The organism is Bradyrhizobium lablabi (genome assembly GCF_900141755.1).
In the GTDB taxonomy this organism is placed as follows: Bacteria; Pseudomonadota; Alphaproteobacteria; order Rhizobiales; family Xanthobacteraceae; genus Bradyrhizobium; species Bradyrhizobium lablabi_A.
In genome coordinates this window covers 4,641,923-4,660,842 of record NZ_LT670844.1, presented here as the reverse complement: position 1 = coordinate 4,660,842, position 18,920 = coordinate 4,641,923, and the positions used below count along the sequence as shown (strand labels likewise).

The 18,920-nt window shown below is 62.2% G+C and carries 16 protein-coding genes; 12 read left to right on the top strand and 4 right to left on the bottom strand.

Annotation, left to right across the window (positions count from 1 at the left end; all coding sequences use genetic code 11):
• Nucleotides 1–208 precede the first annotated feature (208 nt).
• Nucleotides 209–1,441 carry an ABC transporter substrate-binding protein gene (locus B5526_RS21660; RefSeq protein WP_079541433.1) on the top strand — a complete coding sequence of 411 codons (1,233 nt, stop codon included), beginning with the start codon at nucleotides 209–211 and terminating at the stop codon, nucleotides 1,439–1,441.
• Between the two features lie 177 nt (nucleotides 1,442–1,618).
• Here the strand turns inward: B5526_RS21660 and B5526_RS21655 are convergent, their stop codons facing one another.
• Nucleotides 1,619–2,380: a helix-turn-helix domain-containing protein gene (locus B5526_RS21655; protein WP_079541431.1), complete on the bottom strand. Its 762-nt coding sequence runs from the start codon at nucleotides 2,378–2,380 to the stop codon at nucleotides 1,619–1,621.
• A 205-nt stretch (nucleotides 2,381–2,585) separates the two neighbouring features.
• Here B5526_RS21655 and B5526_RS21650 point away from each other — a divergent pair, with 205 nt between their 5' ends.
• The 5 genes from B5526_RS21650 (at nucleotide 2,586) to B5526_RS21630 (ending at nucleotide 9,681) form a co-directional block, all read left to right on the top strand.
• A complete protein-coding gene (locus tag B5526_RS21650; protein ID WP_433994658.1) occupies nucleotides 2,586–4,841 on the top strand; it encodes a marine proteobacterial sortase target protein in 2,256 nt (751 codons plus the stop codon).
• 213 nt (nucleotides 4,842–5,054) lie between these two features.
• On the top strand, nucleotides 5,055–5,663 hold the full coding sequence (locus tag B5526_RS21645; RefSeq protein WP_079541427.1) for a class GN sortase: 609 nt from the start codon (nucleotides 5,055–5,057) through the stop codon (nucleotides 5,661–5,663).
• 167 nt (nucleotides 5,664–5,830) lie between these two features.
• Nucleotides 5,831–6,547, top strand: a complete 717-nt coding sequence (locus B5526_RS21640; protein WP_079541424.1) for a DUF1614 domain-containing protein — start codon at nucleotides 5,831–5,833, stop codon at nucleotides 6,545–6,547.
• Between the two features lie 147 nt (nucleotides 6,548–6,694).
• Complete coding sequence (locus B5526_RS21635; protein WP_079541422.1) at nucleotides 6,695–8,905, top strand: acetate--CoA ligase family protein; 2,211 nt, start codon at nucleotides 6,695–6,697, stop codon at nucleotides 8,903–8,905.
• Between the two features lie 218 nt (nucleotides 8,906–9,123).
• Nucleotides 9,124–9,681 carry a hypothetical protein gene (locus tag B5526_RS21630; RefSeq protein ID WP_079541420.1) on the top strand — a complete coding sequence of 186 codons (558 nt, stop codon included), beginning with the start codon at nucleotides 9,124–9,126 and terminating at the stop codon, nucleotides 9,679–9,681.
• Nucleotides 9,682–9,751: 70 nt separating this feature from the next.
• Here B5526_RS21630 and B5526_RS21625 read toward each other — a convergent pair whose 3' ends face one another.
• From B5526_RS21625 to B5526_RS21615, 3 genes are all read right to left on the bottom strand, one after another.
• Nucleotides 9,752–10,114, bottom strand: a complete 363-nt coding sequence (locus B5526_RS21625; protein WP_079541418.1) for a nuclear transport factor 2 family protein — start codon at nucleotides 10,112–10,114, stop codon at nucleotides 9,752–9,754.
• 75 nt (nucleotides 10,115–10,189) lie between these two features.
• Nucleotides 10,190–10,675 carry a carboxymuconolactone decarboxylase family protein gene (locus tag B5526_RS21620; RefSeq protein ID WP_433994657.1) on the bottom strand — a complete coding sequence of 162 codons (486 nt, stop codon included), beginning with the start codon at nucleotides 10,673–10,675 and terminating at the stop codon, nucleotides 10,190–10,192.
• A 158-nt stretch (nucleotides 10,676–10,833) separates the two neighbouring features.
• On the bottom strand, nucleotides 10,834–12,378 hold the full coding sequence (locus tag B5526_RS21615; protein WP_154071738.1) for an alpha/beta fold hydrolase: 1,545 nt from the start codon (nucleotides 12,376–12,378) through the stop codon (nucleotides 10,834–10,836).
• A 232-nt stretch (nucleotides 12,379–12,610) separates the two neighbouring features.
• On the opposite strand from B5526_RS21615, the gene B5526_RS21610 reads away from it, so the two are divergent.
• From B5526_RS21610 to B5526_RS21585, 6 genes are all read left to right on the top strand, one after another.
• The gene (locus B5526_RS21610; protein WP_244562023.1) at nucleotides 12,611–13,906 is read left to right on the top strand and encodes an ABC transporter substrate-binding protein; all 1,296 of its coding nucleotides are present in this window, start codon (nucleotides 12,611–12,613) and stop codon (nucleotides 13,904–13,906) included.
• 141 nt (nucleotides 13,907–14,047) lie between these two features.
• Nucleotides 14,048–15,310, top strand: a complete 1,263-nt coding sequence (locus tag B5526_RS21605) for an ABC transporter substrate-binding protein (RefSeq protein ID WP_079541412.1) — start codon at nucleotides 14,048–14,050, stop codon at nucleotides 15,308–15,310.
• A gap of 74 nt (nucleotides 15,311–15,384) precedes the next feature.
• The gene (locus tag B5526_RS21600; RefSeq protein ID WP_079541410.1) at nucleotides 15,385–16,254 is read left to right on the top strand and encodes a branched-chain amino acid ABC transporter permease; all 870 of its coding nucleotides are present in this window, start codon (nucleotides 15,385–15,387) and stop codon (nucleotides 16,252–16,254) included.
• The gene (locus B5526_RS21595) at nucleotides 16,251–17,204 is read left to right on the top strand and encodes a branched-chain amino acid ABC transporter permease (RefSeq protein ID WP_244562022.1); all 954 of its coding nucleotides are present in this window, start codon (nucleotides 16,251–16,253) and stop codon (nucleotides 17,202–17,204) included. The genes B5526_RS21600 and B5526_RS21595 overlap by 4 nt, the downstream gene beginning before the upstream one ends.
• Nucleotides 17,201–17,950: an ABC transporter ATP-binding protein gene (locus B5526_RS21590; protein WP_079541408.1), complete on the top strand. Its 750-nt coding sequence runs from the start codon at nucleotides 17,201–17,203 to the stop codon at nucleotides 17,948–17,950. Before B5526_RS21595 ends, B5526_RS21590 begins: the two co-directional genes overlap by 4 nt.
• Nucleotides 17,947–18,669, top strand: a complete 723-nt coding sequence (locus B5526_RS21585; protein ID WP_079541406.1) for an ABC transporter ATP-binding protein — start codon at nucleotides 17,947–17,949, stop codon at nucleotides 18,667–18,669. Before B5526_RS21590 ends, B5526_RS21585 begins: the two co-directional genes overlap by 4 nt.
• Nucleotides 18,670–18,920 lie beyond the last annotated feature (251 nt).

Sequence of the window (18,920 nt, the reverse complement as noted above, 5' to 3'; positions counted from 1 at the left end):
TGCGTCGAGTGGCTGGCTCCGGCAACAATGTCGATCAGGCCACAGCCCAGCCACTCAACGCAAGACAGGTTTTTGATACCAGCCCTCAACTGACAGGTCGGGCCAAAAATTAAGCAATTCAGGCAGCGAGCCATCGCCTCGTAACTGTTAGCCTACCAGCAATCTCCAATCTTCATTTTCAATCTCCCATCAAGAAAAGGTCCTGGTTATGAAAAACAAGAAACTCTGCTTGCTTGCCTCGCTCGCCGCTGCAACGGCGCTGGTTGCGCTCTCCACGCAAGGAGCCCTGGCGCAAAAGAAATACGACACCGGCGCCTCCGACACCGAGATCAAGATCGGCAATGTCGAGGCCTATAGCGGGCCGGCGTCGGCCTACGGCATCATCGGCAAGACCGAGGATGCCTATTTCAAGATGATCAACGACGCCGGCGGCATCAGCGGCCGCAAGATCAATTTTATCAGTTACGATGACGGCTATAGCCCGCCGAAGACGGTGGAGCAGGTGCGCAAACTGATCGAGAGCGACGAAGTTTTCCTGGTGTTCAACGCCCTGGGCACGCCGACCCAGACCGCGGTGCAGAAATATCAGAACACCAAGAAGGTGCCCCAGCTGTTCGTCGCCACCGGCGCCAGCAAGTGGAACGACGCGAAGGATTTTCCATGGACCATGGGCTTTCAGCCGAGCTACCGCGTCGAAGCGAGAATATTTGCAAAGTACATCCTGAAGGCAAAACCCGACGCCAAGGTCGCGGTGTTTTATCAGAATGACGATTTCGGCAAGGATTACGTAGCTGGCTTGAAGGAAGTGTTCGGCGACAAGACCTCCTCGATCCTGATTGCCGAGGAAAGCTACGAGACCACCGAACCTTCGATCGATTCCCATATCGTCAAGCTCAAAGGCACCGGCGCCGATGTGCTGGTAAACATTTCGACGCCGAAGTTTGCAGCGCAGACGATCAAGAAGATGGCCGAACTGGAATGGAAGCCGATGCATCTGATGACCGACGTTTCGATCTCGATTGGCGCGGTGATGAAGCCTGCCGGCCTGGAGGCCTCCGAAGGCGTATTGTCGGCGGGCTATCTCAAGGACGCGTCCGACCCGCAGTGGAAGGACGATGAGGGCATGAAGAAGTTCATGGCGTTCATCGACAAATACATGCCGGGCTCGAACATCTCCGATACCAATCTCGTCTACGGCTATGCCGCGGCGCAGACCATGGTGCAGGTGCTGAAGCAGGCCGGCGACGATTTGACCCGGGAAAACGTCATGAAGCAGGCCGCCGGGCTGAAGGATTTTTCGCCGGATACGCTGATCCCGGGCATCAAGATCAACACCTCGGCGACCGACTTTGCCCCGATCGAACAGCTCAAGATGATGCAGTTCAAGGGCGGCAAGTGGGACTTTTTCGGCGACATCATCAGCGCAGAGACGGGCGGCTGATCGGCTTACCTCGCCCCGCTTGCGGGGAGAGGTCGGATCGCTCTTGCGATCCGGGTGAGGGGGAATCTCCGCGCACTCCTCGCCCTTCGAATTCGCGGAAGCAGCCCCTCACCCCAACCCTCTCCCCGCGAAGAGCGGGGCGAGGGAGAAGGGGCACCGCGGCGCGTAAGCTACACACTACCCCGGCAGAAACACAGCGAACGGCTCGTCGGTGGTGCGGCGAAGGTGCTCGCGATAGAGGGGGTAGTTGGCGTCGTCGGGCGAAATCCGGCCCAGCGTCGGGCTTGCGACCGATTTGACCGGCAAGAACGCGATCGGCGCGGCAATCGGGGTCAGCATCGAGCCGCGTCCGGCCAACAGCGTCGTGATGATGCCGTACATTTCGCCCGAGATCCGCGGGCGCGAGACCGTGATCAAGCGGTGCTGGCCGTGACGGTTGGTGACCAGATAGATGTGGCCGGACTGGTTCGGCACCGCGACTTCGCCGAACTGGGCGTAGGCGGCGTCCAGCCTTTCGCCTTCGCGAAACACCAGCGATGAAACGGTCGGATCCCAGGCGATCTCGGTGCGATAGGCATAGATCGCCTCCTTGTCGCCGAACGAGGGCCGCAGCGTAACATAGACGTCTTCGAGCCAGGCCACCGAGCGGCGCGAATAGGCGCCGAGGCCGTCCGGCGAGACGTCGCCGTTGACCGCGGCCGCGGGGGCTGCGTCCTGCCCCTTGCGCAAGGACACGCCAAGCGCCTGTTCGAGCCGCACCGTGGTTGCCAGCGTAAACGGGCGGCGGCCGCCAAGCACCTTTTCCAGGGTCGAGAGGCTGAGCTTTGCCTGTTCGGCCAGCGCCTGCCGCGAGATGCGGCGGCGGGCGATTTCCTCGCGAATGGTCTCCGCCACCTGCCGGCTTTGTTCGGCGGAAAGTTGTTTGTCCGGCGTCAGCATCGCCCTGCCCTCATCATGCCGGGCATCCTAGCAGACACACAATTCAGCACAAAGCCGCACAAAACAGCCTTCGCCGCGGCGCGCCAAAACGGGGCGCGGCTGAACAAGGCCGATCATTCTGCTCGCGCCAAGACAGCCCTCCTCGCACAACTCTGGGCGATGAAATCACCCCTCAGGAGTGCTCGAAATGTCCACCTGCGATGAAATGAGGACCGCCGGCCGCGCGGGCCTGTCGCGTCTGATCTGGCTCGCGCTGTTCTTCATGGTGCAAGCCGCCGCCGTAATCCTGGTCGGATTTGCGGCATTATTTGTGAGTTTTGAGCCGGCGTGGTCGGCGCAAGGTCAAAAGCTCGCTTTTGCCGGGCCCGCCGACGTGCGCTCCGGTACACTGCTTCTGAAGAACGATAGTGGCGGCCCCACCGAGGCGATACGGCTCGGGATCGATGTCGATCTCACCGTATCGGGCCCGACCGTGCGCGCCCGCGTCACGCAGATTTTCAAGAACCCGACGCAAAATTTTGTGGAGGCGACCTACGTCTATCCGCTGCCATCCGGCGGCGCGGTCGACACGCTCAAGATGGTGGTCGGCGACCGCGTCGTGGTCGGCGAGATCAAGGAGCGGCAACAGGCGCGCGCCATCTACGAGCAGGCCCGCGCGAGCGGACAAAAGGCCGCGCTGACCGAACAGGAGCGGCCGAACATTTTTACCAATTCGGTTGCCAATATCGGCCCCGGCGAAACGGTGCTGGTGCAGATCGAATATCAGGAGCCGGTGGCGCAGTCGGGCAACGAGTTCTCGCTGCGCGTGCCGATGGTGGTCGGCCCGCGTTATAATCCCGCACCCGTCGTGCAGAGCGTCGAGTTTCGGCCCGACGGCGGCGGCTGGGGCGCGACCTCGTCCGATCCGGTGCCGGACCGCGACCGCATCTCGCCCAGGGTTTTGGACCCCGCGCAAAACGAGCCGATCAATCCGACCAGCATCACGGTGCGCCTGCAGTCCGGCTTTCCGCTGGGCGAAGTGAAATCGCATTTTCATCAGGTCAAAATCGAAAGCCCCGACGACGCGACGCGCGTCATCAAGCTCGCCGACGGCGCGGTGCCGGCGGATCGCGATTTTGAACTGACCTGGAAACCGGCGATCGAAAAGGCGCCGTCGGTCGGGCTGTTCCGCGAGCATGTCGGTAATGCCGACTATCTGCTCGCCTTCGTCACGCCGCCTTCGGTCGAGCAGGCCGAGCAGAAGCCGTTGCCGCGCGAAGTGGTTTTCGTGATCGACAATTCCGGCTCGATGGGCGGCACCTCGATCATCCAGGCCAAGGCGAGCCTGATTTATGCGCTCGGCCGCCTGCAGCCCAACGACCGCTTCAATGTGATCCGCTTCGATGACACCATGGACGTGCTGTTCGGTAGCTCCGTGCCGGCCGACGTCGAGCATCTTCGCCGCGCCACCTCGTTCGTCGACGCGTTGCAGGCCAATGGCGGCACCGAGATGGTGCCGGCGATGCGCGCCGCGCTGACCGATAAGGCGACCAGCGACGCAAACTACGTCCGCCAGGTGGTGTTCCTGACCGACGGCGCGATCGGCAACGAGCAGCAATTGTTCGACACCATCACTGCGATGCGCGGCCGCTCGCGCGTGTTCATGGTCGGCATCGGCTCGGCGCCGAACACGTTCCTGATGACGCGCGCCGCCGAACTCGGCCGCGGAACCTTTACCCATATCGGCTCGGTCGAGCAGGTCGAGGAGCGGATGCGTGGCCTGTTCGCAAAACTCGAAAATCCGGCGGTCACCGGCCTCACCGCAAAATTCTCCGATGCCACCGCCGATTTGACGCCGGCGGCGATCCCCGACCTTTATCGCGACGAGCCCTTGGTGCTCGCAGCAAAACTCGACAAGCTCTCAGGCTCGATCGAGATCAAGGGCCGCATCGGCGACCGGCCCTGGGTGGTGACGCTGCCGGTCAAGAACGCCGCCGAAGGCAAGGGGCTGTCAAAACTGTGGGCGCGGCGCAAGATCGACGATGCCGAGATTGCCCGCACCATGCGGCAAGCCGCGCCCGAAGATGCCGACAAGACCATCCTGGCCTTGGCGCTCGAGCATCAGCTCGTCACCCGCCTGACCAGCCTGATCGCTGTCGACAAGACGCCGAGCCGGCCTAACGGCGAGCCGCTCAAGCTTAGCGAATTGCCGCTCAACCTGCCGGCGGGCTGGGACTTTGAAAAAGTGTTCGGCGAGCGGCTGCATCCGCTGGCACCAAAAAGCGAGCGGCGCGCCGGCGACCCGCGCGTGCACCTCGCCTCCGCAAAACGCGCGCTTCCCGTTGTCGCCGAAAATCCCGCCACGATCACGCTGCCGAAGACGGCGACCGATGCCGAATTGAAGATGATCACCGGCTCGATCCTGCTCCTGCTCAGCCTGATGTTGTTCCTGTTCAACCGGCGTCAGATCTTTGTGCGTTGACGCCGGATGAAAGGAGGAGCCGTCCCCACTCCTCCTTAGAAGCGCGCGCGGCCTCCGCCCAGGGCCGCGCGCGCGGCTCTCTTACCCGTCATTCCGGGGCGCGTCGAAGACGCGAACCCGGAATCTCGAGATTCCGGGTTCGATGCTTCGCATCGTCCCGGAATGACGGCGGTGGATTGCTTCGCTTCGCTCGCAATGACGGAAAGGATAACAATGACTCGTCTTGCAGCCGCCCTCGCCCTCACCGGCCTCGCGCTGCTCGGCCAGGGCACCTACATCCACGCCAAGGCCTTGCTCGCACAAGTTCTGCTGCAGCGGGCCTTTGCCGAGACCATCGCAAGCCGCCATCTCGTAAAACCCTGGTCATGGGCGGATACCTGGCCGGTGGCGCGCATCGAAGTGAAAAGGCTTGATGCCAGCGCGATCGTGCTGGCGGGAAGCAGCGGCCAGGCGCTGGCCTTCGGGCCCGGCCACGTCGAGCTCACGCCCGATGCCGGGGAGCGTGGCGTGGCGGTCTACTCCGCACATCGCGATACGCATTTCCGTTTCCTGAAGGACGTCGCCATCGGCGATGAGATCGTCGTCACACGAAGCGACGGCCACGCGTTTCGCTATCGCGCCGACCGCACGTCGGTGGTGCGGTTCGATGACTCGGGCATCGACCCCTTCACCGCCGGGTACGAATTGGTGCTGTCGACCTGCTGGCCGTTCGATGCGGTGACGCCGGGGCCGGAACGCTATGTTCTGCATGCCACCATGATAGGGCCTCGCGGCGCAGGCGAGGAACATCTGCCGAATGGCTCCTCGCAGGCAGTTCCTTGAACCGGATGCTCTCGCGGAATGATCGGCCGGACGTTAACGCAGGTGCGTGCACACGGATTCGTGCCCAAATTGATGCTCAGATTCACCCTTGCCGCGCCGTGGGAAATAAATACCTCACCCGGTAGTCGGAAGTACAGCGAGCCAACCGAGACTGAGCCACCAAAACCATGGATTCCCAGGTTCACTATTTGCCGCTGACGCCGGGATTTTTCTCGATCCTGGTGATCCTGTTCCTGGGGCTGATCATCCTGATCCAGCTTCGCATTCTCCGATATGCCTATATGCGGCTCGGGATCGGTCCGGGCGCCGCGCTGTTTTTGTTGTTCGGCTCGCTGATCGGCAGCTACTTCAATATTCCGATCACGGTGCTGCCGGGGAAGCAGGCGATGTCGGGACAGATCGTTGATTTCTACGGCATGCGCTATGTCGTGCCTTACGTCACCTCATGGCCCGGTACGGTTCTCGCCGTGAATGTCGGCGGAGCGGTCATTCCGACCATCATGTCGACCTATCTTGTCCTTCGATATCAGTTATGGCTCAAGGCGGCGATCGCGACCGCCGTGATTGCCTTTGTGATCCATTCGATGGCCACGCCAGTGCCGGGGGTTGGCATTGCGGTACCGGTATTTGTGCCTGTCGTGACCACGGCAATCACTGCACTTATCCTGTCCCGCGAATATGCAGCCCCGCTCGCCTATATCGGCGGGTCGATGGGGACGCTGATCGGCGCCGATCTTCTCAATCTCGACAAGATCAACGACCTCGGCGCGCCGGTCGCCTCGATCGGCGGCGCGGGGACTTTCGACGGTATTTTCCTCACCGGCATCCTCGCCGTCCTGCTCGCCGGCATCGCCTCGCCATCGCGGCCGCGGCCGGCCTGGTAAGCGCAGATATCCCGCGGGGCGGACATTCGGCCGCGCGAGTTGCCACGTCTCTCAACTCCCCATAATAAGAATTGAAAAGTCGCAGGGATTGGCGATCTCGGTTGGATCGTTCAGTTCCGGGAAAAAAAGAAGATGAGGGTTACGCCTATGGAAGCTCGGACAAACACTGCGATCGGCCAATGGTCCCCCTCGCCTGACGCAAGCCGCATCGTCAAAAGCATTCATGCGATGCTGCATCCGCGCAACATCGTGCTGGTGGGTGCGACCGACAAGCCGGGCAACTATGCCGAGCGCATCTGGAACAATCTAATCAAATACCAATACGAAGGCGGGCTTTATCCCGTCAACGCCAAGCGCGAAACCATCTGGGGCGTGCCCTGCTACAAGGATTTTGCAAGCCTGCCGGACAAGCCCGATCACGTGCTGGTGCTGGTGCCGGCGCGTTTTGCCGTGCAGGTCATTCGCGACGCAGCCGCCGCCGGCGCCCGCTCGGCTACCATCGTCACCTCGGGCTTCAGCGAATTGCAGGATGACGAGAGCCAGAAGCTCGCCGGCCAATTGCAGCAAGTGATCCGCGAGACCGGGCTTGCGGTCACCGGCCCGAATTGTCTCGGCAATTTGAGCGCCGGCGAGAAGCTGTTCACCAATATCGACGACCGCATCGTTACGATGGAGGCAGGTCCGGTCGCAATCGCCGGCCAGTCCGGCGCGATCGTGATGGCGATTCGGCAAGCGCTGGAAGATCGCGGCGTCGGCGTCGGCTACATGGTCACGACCGGTAACGAGGCCGGCCTCGAGACGCCGGATTTGATGAGCTATTTCGCGGCCGATCCTCAGGTCCGCGTGATCGTGGTTTATCTCGAGGGCGTGCGCAACACTAAGGGATTCCGCGACGCCTGCAAGGCCGCGCGCGCGGCGGGGAAGCCCGTGATTGCCTTAAAGCTCGGCGCCTCCGAGGGCGGCCGCGCCGCGGCGATGGCCCATACCGGTGCGCTGGCCGGCTCGATCGAGACCTTTGACGCCATCTCGACCCGCGAAGGCGTGATCCGCGTCGGTGGTCTCGACGAGCTGATCGAGACCACCGAGTGCTTTGTCCATGCCGATCCGCCCAAGGGCAATCGCCTCGCCGCGGTCACCCTGTCGGGCGGCAAGCGTGGTCTTTTGATCGACGCGTTCTTTAAGGCCGGCCTGAACTTTGCGCCGCTGAGCCAGAATGCGAGTGAAAAGCTTGCAAAGATGCTGGGCCCCGGCTCCATCGTCGGCAATCCGCTCGATGCGGGATTCGCCGCCGTGGTCGATCCCTCCGTCTACATGCAGTCGATCAAGATCATGATCGACGATCCCGACACCGACATCGTCATCATCGACGCCGAATTGCCGAAGGCGCCGCACGAACTGCGCGAAAAGAATTTGCGCATCGTCAACGAGATGGCGGCGGCGGCCAGTAAGCCCGTGGTCTATATCAGCGCGATGTCGATCGGGTTCACCGAATTCACCAAAGCCTTACGCAAATCGCTGCCGCACATCGCCGTCATGCAGGGCATGGACCGGGCGGTGGGCGCGATCAAGGCGCTGATCGAATATGCCTCGCTGCGCAAGGTGGTGCCGGAGATCGTATCGAGCTCAAGCGCTTCCGCGCGCGCGACGCTGGAGAAGGTGTTGAAGAACGCCAATGGCGCGGCGCTCGATGAAGTCGCCTCGAAAAAATTATTGAAGGCCTACGGCATTCCAGTCTCGAAGGAAGAGATCGCGCAGACCGCCGCCGACGCCGTGAAGATCGCCAAGAAAATCGGCTTTCCGGTTGTCGCCAAGGTGGTCAGCGCGGAGATCCTGCACAAATCCGACATCGGCGGCGTGGTGCTGAACCTCAACAGTTTAGCCGAGGTGAAAAAGGCCTTCAACGACATCACCGCACGGGTGAAGAAACTGAAGGGCAAACCAAAACTCGAGGGCATCCTGATCGCACAGCAGGTCAAGGCCGAGCTCGAGCTCGTGGTCGGCAGCGCGCTCGATGCCGAGATGGGGCCGGTGGTGCTGTTCGGCACCGGCGGCGTCGATATCGAACTGATGAAGGATGTCGCGCTCGCCGGCGCACCGCTCGACGAAGCCGAAGCCAAACAACTGATCGGCCGGACCAAGGCCGGCGTGAAATTGAAAGGCTATCGCGGCAAGCCGGCGCTGCACGAGGCGTCCGCCGTGAAGGCGCTGGTCGGGCTGTCCAATTTGATGGCGGACGCAGGCCAGCGCATCGCCTCGATCGACGTCAACCCGTTCCTGATCAATGCCAAAACCGGCGTCGCCGTCGATGCCCTGATCGTGCTCAACAACGCCGCCGCCAAGAGCGCGGCCGGCCATTGATGCCGGCTCGAGGCGATTGGCCGGACGCGGAGTTGTGGTCGCTCAGCGAACCGATACCGCCGGCCACCGAAATCGCAAGGCGCGGGATACCTTGCGCCGACAATGACCCGGCGGTAGGTTTTCGTGCCCGGCTTTGTCATGGAGCGTTTTAGCGGTTAATTGCGACCGTCTTTTTTCTGCATCGGCGCGTGATTTTGCATGACGCCCACGGGCAATGTTTGAACAAAATTTTTTTCAGGGAGGGATTGGCGATGGGGCGGACAAAATTAACCTGCACATCCTGCATCGTCCTTGTTGTCGGGCTGATGGTTTCGCCCATTTCTTGTTTTGCGCAGAATGCGATCATGCACGCCAAGTTTGGCTATGACGGAATTGCCGATTGCGAAAAGCCACTGGTTCGGGACTTCGCCGTCCGCGTCGAGGGCGTCGGCACTCTAAATGCCGATCGCCGTGCTTCCTTGGACGTCACCGGTATCGCCCTGGGAATCGCCGTCAAGCAAGAGCACTATGCTACGACCCTCGGAAGCAAACCTGTCGAGGCGGAGTATGGTTCAGCCTCATTGCGCGTGGCCGGCAGGCGTCACCTTCAGGCCATCCGGTATTATCCGAACAACAGCGTGATCGCCGATCTGTATGTGACCGGGAAGACTTGCGTCTTGAAAATAAGCCACCGGCTCAACCCCGGCAAACGCCAATATACATTTTCTAATCCGCTGGGCGGACTAGCATATTGCGCGCGTCCACGCACCGTCCGGACATCCTGCGAACCAATCTAGCGCGGCCAGCAAGAGCGCGGCCAGCCATTGACGCGTTACGAACGGCGGCCGGGCATTGATGCCGCCACGATCATTCGTCCCAGGCCTGTACCATGGTCTGGCGTACGATCTTGCCTCCGGCGAGTTCGACCAGCGCCACGCAGAACACCTTGGCGCCGCCGGGATAGGCGCAGCTCTGGCTGAACGTCAGCCGATCGCCCTCGGTGGCGTTGACGTCGATCTGATGGGTCATCGCGCGGCTGCAGATGTCGTCCCAGAAGGTGGTGATGGCGTTGCGGCCCCGCACTTCGCGCGGCTTGCTCGGCGGATTGTTGTGGTCGATCACCCGCAGCGTGGCGTCGTCGGCATAGAGTTTTGACAGCATCCGGGAGTCGCGGGCTTCGATGGCGTATTTGATCGCCGCGCCCACCGACCCATTCACCTTTGCAACCATGACGTCCTCCTGGAGCGATCCTGTTTGGACGGTCCCGCCACGAAAGTCGTGACGGGACCAGATGATATATCAACGCTATTGCGCGGCCTTGCCGGAAGTGCCGGTTTTTTCGCTGGCCAGTTTCATCACCGTATCGGTCTCCTTCCGGAACGTATCGTAATCGACCTGCATGCCGTTCAGCACCGTGCTCCAGTGCCGCGAGATCGCCGCCATCGCGACGGCCTCGCGGATTTCCTCGTCAGTCGCGCCATTGGCCTTGGCGGCCGAGGTGTGAAAGTAGACGCAATAATGACATGGAATTTGCGCGGCCACGGCAAGCCCGATCAATTCCTTGGTCTTGCTGTCGAGTTTTGTTTTTGGATTGAGCTGAACAGATTTGAACTCGGCCCAGGCGCCGGCGATGCCGCTTTCCGGGAATAATTTGAAGAAGGTCGGAACCAGGCCCAGGGTCTGCTGGATGTCGCGATAGGCTGCCTGGCTACCGGCATCTTCCCCCAACGCCGGCCGCGCGAGGACTATCAAGGCGTAGAGGCTCGTGGCCATTACCGCTGCAGCAATCATCTTAGTGATCTTGCGCATGTCATCCTCCAGTTTGCGCCGCCGACCGTGACCGGGCGGCGGTTGATGCCATGGATGACAGTGTGACCGGAACGGCCGCGCGCCGCTTCGCCCGAAAGGACCATCGGTGCGATGGCCCGATCGGGCGATGCGATGCGGGGTCAGGCTTGGCGGCTGACAAAGGCCGCGGCCGCGGCGCGGGTCGGAAGGTCGAGCTTGAGCAGGATATTGGCGACGTGGCGCTTGACAGTGTGATTGCTGACCCGCAACCGCGCCGCGATCGCGGGATTGCTCATTCCCTCGGCCACCAGCGTTAGAACTTCGCGTTCGCGCAGGCTCAGATGGTCGAGCCGCGGCGCATGCGGGGTGCGGACCACGGGCTCGAGGTGCTGTTCGGCCACCGCCACGAAGATCCGGACCGCTTCATCGAGACCTGAAATTTCCATCGGCTCGCGGTCCGCGAAGCGCAACCCCGAACCGGCAACGAGGTCATGGACCACGCCGGACACCAGCATGTCGCCTGACGGCGCATTCATCGCGATGCGTTCGGTGACATGCAGGGCGAGGCCCGAGACCAGCCCGTCGCGCATTTCGACTTCGCCGGTGTGGACGGCGCTAGCGAGCTCGAATTCGAGCGTGCGGGCGAGCGCGGATAGCTCCAGCGCGCAACGCACGGCGCGCGCCGGACCGTCGAAGCGGGCAGAGATTTCCGAAGGGCCGATCCCGATCGGCGTGCCGCCGTAGCGCGCGACCGCCTCACTGGCCTGCTGCCGCAAATGCTCGGTTCGTTCGCCCCAGCGGCGGTCACTGACGCGGCCGGCGGTCGCGGCCGGCGCGATCAACCGCGTCACCAGGAGGCTCGCGAGGAAGCGGTTGTCGCGCGGCGGCGCCCGCACGCCGGTCAGAAATTCCTCGATCTCGTCAGCCACCCGATCGGTGTCGCCGGTCCAGATCGGGTGATCGCGTCCGGCGATCTCGACGAACCGCGCCGCCGGAATTTTTTCGGCGACATCGCGGCCGCCGGAGAATTTCACCCGTGCATCGTTGGCCCGGTGCAGCACCAGCGTAGGCACCCGGATGCTCGGCAGGATTTTGCGCACGTCGATCTGCGCGTTCATCCGCGCCAGGGCTTGCGCGGTGGTCGGCGTCGCCGACAACCGTTCGAAACGCGCCCACCATGCCCCAAAGTGCGGGTCATCGAGGCGGCCGGGCGCGAAATTCGCAAGACTCGCCCCGGTGCCCCAGGAGCTTTCGATGGAACTCAGGAACTGCTCCAGCACATTCTTGTTCATCACCGACGTGAGGAAATGCGCGTAGGCGCCATAGAGGATCAGCGTGCGGGTGCGCGACGGATAGGTCGCGGCAAACAGCGCCGCCATCGCCGCGCCTTCGGAGGCGCCGAGCAAGGCCGCGCGGCCGCTGCCGGCGGCATCCATGACGGCGCGAACGTCATCCATTCTTGTTTCAAGCCCGGGCAGCGCCGACGCGTCGACGCGGTCGCTTAACCCCGTACCGCGCTTGTCGAACATGATCAGGCGCGTGAAGGCAGAGAGCCGCCGGATCAGATGGACGTATCCGGGATCCTCCCAGTGCACTTCCAGGTTGGAAATGAACCCCGGCACAAAGACGAGGTCGATCGGCCCGTGACCCACGACCTGATAGGCGATGCGAATATCGCCGCTGTGCGCGTATCGGATCGTAGGCATATCCACGGGATGATCTTCCCATGTCATGTCGATGCGCCCAGCATGCCACGTCCGGACCGGCCGGGATACATCATCCCGGTGCAGCCTTGCGGGACTACTGCCCGCCTTTTCGGCAATCGCGGGCGACGAACGGATGACGTCCTAGGCCGAAGGTTGCAGGATTTTCAGGGCTTCACGATTGGCAAAGCCCGGCCGGACAGGCTACGCTCCCACCCGCTAAAGGCATCGAAGAATGCCGGCCATCAAAAGTGAGCGCTTTGTCTGGGAGGACAGCATGGTTACCTCGCAACGATCCTGGCCGGTCGATCGGCGGACCGTCTTAAAAACAAGCGCCGCGATTGCTGCGGTGCAATTTTCTTCCCCCTTCATCATCAAGGCTCGAGGCGACACACCGGTGCGGATCGGATTGGTCGATCCCTTGACCGGCGTCTATGCCGCGATCGCGCAGGGCGAGGTGGTGGGCGCGAAATTGGCCACGGAAGAGATCAACAAGAAGGGCGGCATTCTGGGCCGGCCGGTCGAACTCCTGATCGAGGACTCCGCCAATGACGTCGGCACCGGCGTACAGAAAACGCGAAAGCTGATCGAGCGCGACCAGGTGAGCTTTATCGTCGGCGACGTCAATTCCGGCATCGCGATCGCGATGGCGCAGGTCACCAGCGAAAAGAAGGTGCTGCATATCGTCTCGGGCGGCCATACCGACCCGATCACCGGCGCCAACTGCTCCTGGAACGTGTTTCGGGTTTGCAACTCCACCACCATGGACGCCAACGCCATCGCCACCACGTTGATGGAGAAGTTCGGCAAGAAGTGGTACTTCCTGACCCCCGATTACGCCTATGGCCACTCGGTCCAGGCCGGCTTCGAAAAGCTCCTGAAGGCAGCCGGCGGCACCTCTTCCGGCGCGCTGGTGCCGTTGGGCACGGCGGATTATTCGGCCTATTTGATCCAGGCCAAGGCCTTTGGGCCGCAGGTGCTGATCAACGTCATGGGCGGCGGCGACCAGGTTTCCAGCCTGAAGCAGTTCGTCCAGTTCGGCCTCGACAAGCAGATGGCCGTCGGCGGCACCCTGTTCGAACTGGAAAGCATCCGCGCGGTGCCCGATGGCGCCCGCGTCGGCTGGTGGACCATGGAATGGTGGTGGGACCAGCCGGGCGTGCCGCATGTCGCGGAGTTCAACGCCTCGATCAAGAAGATTACCGGCGCCGCGGCCACTGCGCGCAACTGGTTCGGTTATGCGTCGGTGCAGACGCTGGCGCTGATCGCCAATCAAGAGAAGACGCTCGACGCGCCGAAGCTCGCGCACGCGCTGTCCGGATTCAAGCTGCCGCCGGAGGTCGCGCTGCAGCCGGGGGCGCCTTCCTACCGTGCCGGCGACCACGAACTGATGAGCACCGTGTTCGTCGGCGAGGCGCATCCCCCGCAGGGCGATCCGGACAACATGTTCACCGTGAAAAATCCGGTGCCCGGCGAGAAAGCCGCAGGCCCCGCCGAGGACACCGGCTGCAAGATTCAATGGCCGGCGTGAGACGGGATAAGGATTGAAACCGTCATTGCGAGCGAAGCGAAGCAATCCATGGCACGGCATAAAGAAAGCTGGATTGCTTCGTCGCTTCGCTCCTCGCAATGACGAAGAGAAGAAACGCAACGATCCCTTGGAGGCGAACGCATGCCGTTACAGATTTTCCATCCAAAATTCGATCGACGAACGCTGATAAAGGGCGCCGCGGCGCTTGGCGCCTTTCAAATGGCTTCGCCCTTCATCATCCAGGCGCGCGGCGAGACGCCGATTCGGATCGGAATGGTCGATCCCCTCACTGGCGTCTACGCGGCGCCGGCCGGCAATGAGGTAATGGGCGCCAAGCTCGCGGTTGAGCAGATGAATGCCAAGGGCGGCATTTTGGGGCGCCAGGTCGAATTGCTGGTCGAGGATTCCGCCAACGACGTCGGCACCGGCGTGCAAAAGGCGCGCAAGCTGATCGAGCGCGACCAGGTCAATTTCATGATCGGCGACGTCAATTCGGGCATTGCGGCGGCGATCGCGCAAGTCACCGCGGAAAAGAAGATCCTGCACATCGTGTCCGGCGGCCACACCGATTCGATCACCGGCAAGGATTGCAAGTGGAATGTATTCCGAGTCTGCAATACCACTCGGATGGAAGCCAATTCGGTGTCCAGCGTGCTGTTCTCGAAATACGGCAAGAAATGGCACTTCATCACGCCCGACTACGCGTTCGGTCATACGCTTTATGACGCCTGCACTGACGATCTGAAAAAACTCGGCGGCACCGTCACCGGCAACGAGCTGACGCCGCTCGGCACCACCGATTTCTCCGCCTATCTGATCAAGGCGCGGTCCGCCAATCCGGACGTGCTGATCCTGTTGGTGCAGGGTTCTGATATGATCAACTGTCTCAAGCAAGTGGTGCAGTTCGGCCTCGACAAGCAGATCCATGTCGCGGGGACGCAGCAAGAGCTGGAGTCGCTGGCCGCACTTCCGCCCGAAGCCCGCATCGGCATCTGGATGTTCGAATGGTATTGGAAGCAGCCGGGCGTTCCCGGCGTCGATAAATTCGTCGCCGACATCCGCAAGGTCAACAACGGCAACGTGCCGACCGCGCGGCACTGGTTCGGCTATACGTCCGCGATGACGTTCGCGCTGGTGGCCAACCAGGCGAAGACCACCGACGCGATAAAACTCGCCGGCGCGCTGGAGAATTTCGAATTGCCTGACGACGTCAAGCTGCAACCGAACAAAGTCTACTATCGCAAGGGCGACCATCAACTGATGACATCGGCCTTTGTCGGCGAGGCGCAATCAAAGGGCAAGGACGATCCGGAAGATCTGTTCCGGGTCGACGAAGTTGTTCCTGGCGACAAGACTGCGCCCGCTGTCAGCGAAACCGGCTGCACCATCCAGTGGCCGGCGTAACACGAAGTCCGTTATTTTCCTTAAGGCCGGAGGCCCCTCCCCGGGCGAGATGCATGAGTTTCTCTTGGTGAATTATGTGGCAACTGCTTCTGTTTAATGTCACCAACGGGCTCATCATCGGCGCCTTCTATGTGCTGATGGCGCTCGGGCTGTCGCTCATTCTCAACTTGAGCAACGTCATCAATTTCGCCCATGGCGGGTTTCTCGTCATCGGCGGCTACATCGCCTATACGATCACGCCCTATATCGGCTTCTGGGGCGCGCTGCTGTTGGCGCCGCCACTGACGGCTGTCATCGGACTTCTCGTCGAGCGCGTGCTGATTCGGCCGCTGTACGGACGCGATCCGCTGTACAGTCTTCTGCTCACCTTCGGCCTCGCCTTCATGATCGAGGACGGCACGCGATTTATCTTCGGCCCGCAAGGCAAGCCGGTCACCATTCCAGCGTTTCTGGCGCAACCCCTGAGCAACGAGCTGTTCTTCATCACCGGCTACCGGCTGTTCATGGTCGCGGTGGTGATGATCGCGGTAGCGCTGTTGTTTTGTCTGTTGCGCTACACCCGGCTCGGCATTCGCATCCGGGCCGGCACGCTCGACCTCGACACGGTCGCGGCGCTGGGGATCAATGTGCAGATGTTGCGCTCGCTTAATTTCGCGGTCGGCATCTTTCTCGCCGGTCTCTCTGGTGTGCTCGCCGCCGGCCAACTCGGCCTCGAGCCGACCATGGGCACCGGCCTGTTGATGCCGAGCTTCATCGCCATCATCGTCGGCGGCATCGGCAGCCTGCCGGGAACGCTGGCAGGCGGCTTGCTGATCGGGGTCGCCTCGGGATTGACAGCGGTGTTTTTCCCCGCCGCCAGCGAGGCGGTGATTTACGTCATGATGGCGGTGGTGCTGTTGTTGCGGCCCCGCGGATTGTTCGGCGAAGAAGGAATGATGAGTTGAGTGCCGAGCAAACCCGTAAGCTGATCGCGCTGGCCGCGATCTGGGCAGCCTTGCTGTTCGCCCCCTATTGGATGATCCCGCTCGGCGGCTACACCGCGCTCGCCACCCGCGTGCTGGTGCTCGGGCTGGCGGCGATGTCGCTGAATTTCCTGCTTGGATTCACCGGCGTGCTGTCATTCGGTCACGCCGCCTATTTTGGCCTCGGCGCCTATGGCGCCGGTTTGGCGCTGAAATTCGTGGCGCTCAGCACGCCGCTCGCACTGATCGCCGGAATGCTGCTGGGCGGCCTCTGCGGCGCCATCCTCGGCACCCTGATCGTGCGCCGGCGCGGCGTCTATTTCGCGATGGTGACGATCGCGTTCGGGCAGGTGTTTTATTACATCGCGTTCCAGTGGAGCTCACTGACCGGCGGCGACGACGGCTTGCGCGGCTTTTCGCGCCAGCCGCTCGATTTTGGCATCTTCAAGGTCGACATCCTTTCCAGCGCCGACAATTTCTACTACTTCGTGTTGTTCTGTTTTGCGCTTGCGGTCGCCGCCATGGCGTTCGTTTTGCGCTCGCCGTTTGGACGCACCATGATCGCGATCCGCGAGAACGAGCGCCGCGCCCGCTTCCTCGGCATCCCCGTCGAACGTCACATCTGGATCGCATTCACGCTGTCCTGCTTCTTCATGGGATTTGCCGGCGCGCTTTATGCGCTGGTCAATAATTTCGCCGATCCGAGGGGCCTGCATTACAGCCAGTCCGGCGATTTCGTGATGATGGCAGTGATGGGCGGAATGCGAAGTTTTTGGGGCCCGCTGCTGGGCGCCACCGTGTTCGTGGTGCTGCAGGATTATCTCTCCAGCATCACAGTCAACTGGATGTCGTTCGTGGGGCTATTGTTCGTCCTGGTGGTTTTGTTCTTCCCGCGCGGACTGCTCGGCTTCCTGCAGCGGAGCAAGGCATGAACGTTCTCGAAATCAACTGCGTCACCAAGCGGTTCGGCAACCTCGTCGCGGTGCGCGACGTGTCGCTGAACGTCGCCAAGGGCGAATTGTGTGCGATCATCGGGCCGAACGGCGCCGGCAAGACCACCTTCTTCAACCTGATCTCAGGATTTTTCCCGCCGACCTCGGGCGCCATCACCTTCGACGGCCGCGACATCACCAAACTTTCCACCCATCAGCGGGTCACGCTCGGCATGGCGCGGACCTTCCAGATCACCGAGATTTTCCCCGAGCTCACCGTGTTCGAGAACGTCCGCATCGCCGCCGAAGTCGCCGGCGGATATCGCCTGCGGCCCTGGATCAATCGCGCGGAGGCCGCCCAAGTCCACGCACGCGTCGAGGAGACGCTCAAGCAGGTTGCGCTGGAAACCAAAACCGATCGATTGGTCGGTGAACTCGCGCATGGCGACCAGCGCGCCGCCGAGATCGCGATGGCGCTGGCGCTAAAACCGCATCTGCTCTTGCTGGATGAGCCGACCGCCGGCATGGGCGATCAGGAAACCTATCAGATCACCCAATTGGTCCGCCGGCTGCATCGCGACTCCAACTACACCATCGTGCTGATCGAACATGACATGCGCGTGGTATTTCATCTCGCCGACCGCATCTGCGTGCTCGACCAGGGCAGGATGCTGGCGCAGGGCACCCCAAAGGAGATCGCCGACAACGAGACCGTTCAGGCCGCTTATCTGGGCAATGCCGCATGACCGCAGCGCTATCAGCCGAAGGCCTCCACACTTATTACGGCAAGAGCCACATCCTGCATGGCGTCAGCCTTAGCGTCGCCGAGGGCAAGATCACCGCATTGCTCGGGCGCAACGGGGCCGGCAAAACCACGACCTTGCGCAGCCTGATGGGCCTGACACCGGCGCGCGAGGGCAAGATCACGATCTTCGGCGAGGATACCACGCGCTGGCCGACCTTTCGCGTCGCGGCCAGCGGGGTCGGCTATGTGCCCGAAGGACGGCGCATCTTCGCCAATCTCAGCGTCGAGGAAAATCTCAAGGTGCCGCTCGAGCGCGGCGGCCCCTGGACCATCGAGCGGATCTACAAACTGTTTCCGCGCCTCGAAGAGCGCAAGCTCAACCGCGGCCGTCAGCTTTCCGGCGGCGAGCAGGAGATGCTGTCGATCGGCCGCGCGCTGCTGCTGAACCCGCGGCTCTTGATCCTCGATGAACCGTCGCAAGGGTTGGCGCCGCTGATCGTGCGCGAAGTGTTTCGCATCGTCCAGCAGATGAAGGCCGAGGGCATTTCGGTGCTTCTGGTCGAACAGAACGCGCGGATGAGCTTAGAGATCGCCGACGACGCCTATGTGCTGGATGACGGCATCGTTGTCTATTCCGGCCCCGCCCACGAACTCGCCGCCGACGAAGCCCGCGTCCGCGCGCTCGCCGGCGCCAGCGCCGAGGAATGGACGCTGACGTGAGCGCCACGTCCTTCTCCCTCGCCCCGCCCTTCGCGGGGAGAGGGCGTAGGCGGCCTACGGCCGCCGTTCTTGATAGAAGAACGCCGATGCGAAGCATCGGCTATGGTGAGGGGCCTAACCACAAAGCTGGTGTCAATCGATAGACCTGTACCCCCTCACCCGGATTGCATTGCATGCAATCCGACCTCTCCCCGCAAGCGAGGAGAGGTTAAAGGAGTCGTCGCTTCGCTCCTCGCAATGACGATGGCTGC

Bases quoted from the DNA above. Each gene is read 5' to 3' on its own strand.
- B5526_RS21635 (WP_079541422.1), top strand. From the start codon at position 6,695: ATGGAAGCTCGGACAAACACTGCGATCGGCCAATGGTCCCCCTCGCCT.
- B5526_RS21650 (WP_433994658.1), top strand. From the start codon at position 2,586: ATGAGGACCGCCGGCCGCGCGGGCCTGTCGCGTCTGATCTGGCTCGCG.
- B5526_RS21655 (WP_079541431.1), bottom strand. From the start codon at position 2,380: ATGCTGACGCCGGACAAACAACTTTCCGCCGAACAAAGCCGGCAGGTG.
- B5526_RS21640 (WP_079541424.1), top strand. From the start codon at position 5,831: ATGGATTCCCAGGTTCACTATTTGCCGCTGACGCCGGGATTTTTCTCG.
- B5526_RS21645 (WP_079541427.1), top strand. From the start codon at position 5,055: ATGACTCGTCTTGCAGCCGCCCTCGCCCTCACCGGCCTCGCGCTGCTC.
- B5526_RS21660 (WP_079541433.1), top strand. From the start codon at position 209: ATGAAAAACAAGAAACTCTGCTTGCTTGCCTCGCTCGCCGCTGCAACG.
- B5526_RS21615 (WP_154071738.1), bottom strand. From the start codon at position 12,378: ATGCCTACGATCCGATACGCGCACAGCGGCGATATTCGCATCGCCTAT.
- B5526_RS21620 (WP_433994657.1), bottom strand. From the start codon at position 10,675: ATGATTGCTGCAGCGGTAATGGCCACGAGCCTCTACGCCTTGATAGTC.
- B5526_RS21625 (WP_079541418.1), bottom strand. From the start codon at position 10,114: ATGGTTGCAAAGGTGAATGGGTCGGTGGGCGCGGCGATCAAATACGCC.
- B5526_RS21585 (WP_079541406.1), top strand. From the start codon at position 17,947: ATGACCGCAGCGCTATCAGCCGAAGGCCTCCACACTTATTACGGCAAG.
- B5526_RS21605 (WP_079541412.1), top strand. From the start codon at position 14,048: ATGCCGTTACAGATTTTCCATCCAAAATTCGATCGACGAACGCTGATA.
- B5526_RS21600 (WP_079541410.1), top strand. From the start codon at position 15,385: ATGTGGCAACTGCTTCTGTTTAATGTCACCAACGGGCTCATCATCGGC.
- B5526_RS21590 (WP_079541408.1), top strand. From the start codon at position 17,201: ATGAACGTTCTCGAAATCAACTGCGTCACCAAGCGGTTCGGCAACCTC.
- B5526_RS21610 (WP_244562023.1), top strand. From the start codon at position 12,611: ATGCCGGCCATCAAAAGTGAGCGCTTTGTCTGGGAGGACAGCATGGTT.